The 2,375-nt window shown below is 37.6% G+C and carries 3 protein-coding genes; all 3 read left to right on the top strand.

Annotated features, from left to right (window positions below):
• Window positions 1-749: peptide chain release factor N(5)-glutamine methyltransferase (gene prmC, locus AC3AX0_RS07325; protein ID WP_487549651.1), on the top strand; the 749-nt coding region annotated here is incomplete at its 5' end.
• Window positions 750-801: 52 nt separating this feature from the next.
• Entirely contained in the window at window positions 802-1,875 is a 1,074-nt protein-coding gene (gene prfA / locus AC3AX0_RS07330) for a peptide chain release factor 1 (RefSeq protein WP_487549652.1), read from the top strand.
• 279 nt (window positions 1,876-2,154) lie between these two features.
• On the top strand, window positions 2,155-2,375 hold a 221-nt coding region (locus AC3AX0_RS07335), incomplete at its 3' end, for a cation:proton antiporter domain-containing protein (RefSeq protein ID WP_487549653.1).

Raw genomic sequence — 2,375 nt, forward strand, 5'->3', positions numbered from 1 at the left:
TAATGATAAATATGAATGAAAATGTTGACGTGAAAACCCGGGAACTTTTTTATAATCTTGTAGAAAAGAGAAAAGACGGATGTCCTTTGCAGTATATAACAAACACCCAGGAGTTTATGGGACTGGATTTTTATGTGGAGGAAGGTGTTCTCATACCAAGACCCGACACGGAAAACATAGTGGAATATATAATAGACATGGTGAAAAGAAACAATAGAGAAGGTGAAAAGTTAAGGATACTTGACATAGGATCCGGCTCGGGAGCGATAGGTTGCAGCCTTGCCAGTTATCTCAAAAATTCATCAGTCTATGCAATAGATATTTCGGACATTGCTGTGAAAGCAAGTAAAAAAAACAAGGAAAAACTCGGACTAGAAAACTATGAGATTCTTAAAAGGGATATTTTCGATGACGTATGGGAAGAGCTTAACGGCTTTGACATAGTTGTATCAAACCCCCCATATATTCCGGAAGAGGATATTGAAGGCCTTCAGGTTGAAGTGTCAAAGTATGAGCCAAAGCTTGCTCTTGTTGGAGGAAAGTCAGGTTATGACTACTACAACAGGATAATCGATATAATGGAAAGATTGTTAAAGCCTTGTGGAGTACTTGTAATGGAGCACGGCTACGACCAGAACGAAAAAATTGTAAAAATGCTGAATGAAAAGGAAGGCATAAACAGAGTAGATGTTATCAAGGATTTAAGCGGCATTAGTAGGGGAGCTGCTGGATATTTCATCAAAAATTGACCGTTTGCGTATTATCTGTTATAATATATGTTAGAATTAATGAGGTGAAAGAATGTTAGATAAACTGGAATTTTTAGAAGAAAAATACAAGGAGCTTAACACACAGATAAGTGATCCTGAAATAATAGCTGATATGAAGATATGGCAGAAGCTTGTGAAGGAGCATGCACATATTGAGCCTATTGTTGAAAAATACAAGGTATACAAAGATGCCGAGGAGCAGCTTGCTGAAGCCAAGGAAATGCTCAAGGACAAGCAGCTTGACGATGATTTCAAGGATATGATCAAGGAAGAAGTAAAGGAATTGACTGAAACAATAGAAACGGCTGAAGAAGAACTCAAGTTCCTTCTTATACCAAAGGACCCTAACGATGACAAGAACGTTATTGTTGAGGTAAGAGCTGGAGTCGGTGGAGATGAAGCCGGACTTTTTGTAGGAAATCTTTTCAGAATGTATTCTATGTATGCTGAAAGCAAGAGATGGAAGATAGAAATTATGAGTACAAGTGAACAGGGAATTGGTGGTTACAAGGAAATTATTTTCATGGTAAAAGGAAAGGGAGCATACTCAAGACTTAAGTATGAAAGCGGCGGCCATAGGGTTCAAAGAGTTCCCGATACTGAGTCAAGTGGACGTATACATACATCTTCGGCTACTGTTGCAGTATTGCCTGAGGTTGATGATGTAGATTTTGATATCGATCCTAACGATGTAAGGGTTGACGTATTCAGATCTTCTGGAAACGGAGGACAGAGTGTAAATACTACTGACTCTGCAGTAAGACTTACACATGTTCCAACAGGACTTGTTGTGTCATGCCAGGATGAGAAATCACAATTGAAAAATAAGGACAAGGCTTTCAAAATATTAAAAGCCAGACTTTATGACAAATATCAGCAGGAACAACATGATGAACTTGCGGCACAAAGAAAAAGTCAGATTGGTTCAGGTGACAGGTCTCAAAGAGTTAGAACCTACAATTATCCACAGGGAAGGGTTAGTGATCATAGAATAAATATGACATTATACAAGCTTGAAGCGTTCCTTAATGGTGATCTTGACGAGATGATTGACGGTCTTACAACATCAGACCAGGCTGACAAACTACAAACAATAGAAGCGTAAAAGTTTAAATGCCGGAATAATATCCGGCATTTTCTTATTGCATGATTTGTTTTTTATTCTGCAGATTTCCCGCAATAATGAATGCCCTTAAGTATTGCAATGCCAATCGTTTTCCTAAAAGTTTTACTTGATATTTGTATTTTAAAGGAGTATCATAGGAAAATAACAATTAGAAATTCAATGATTGATTTATGTAGATGAGCCATAAATGAACATAGAGGTTGGATTTACGAATATTGAGGAAATCGATATCTTGATATTGGTATGAGAGGAGAAGTTATGGAACACGGAGGTTTGAATTTTGTAATTGATTTGGCATTAATGCTTATATTTGCCAATCTTGGAGGCATGGCTGCGCAAAAGTTTAATCAACCATCAGTACTGGGTCAGATATTGGCGGGAGTAGTAATTGGACCAGTGATGTTTAACGTAGTTGCACCAAATGAAATTATATCAACATTCGCAGAAATAGGAGTCATTTTGCTCATGTTTCTTGCAGG

This window comes from Dethiosulfatibacter sp. (assembly GCF_983023055.1).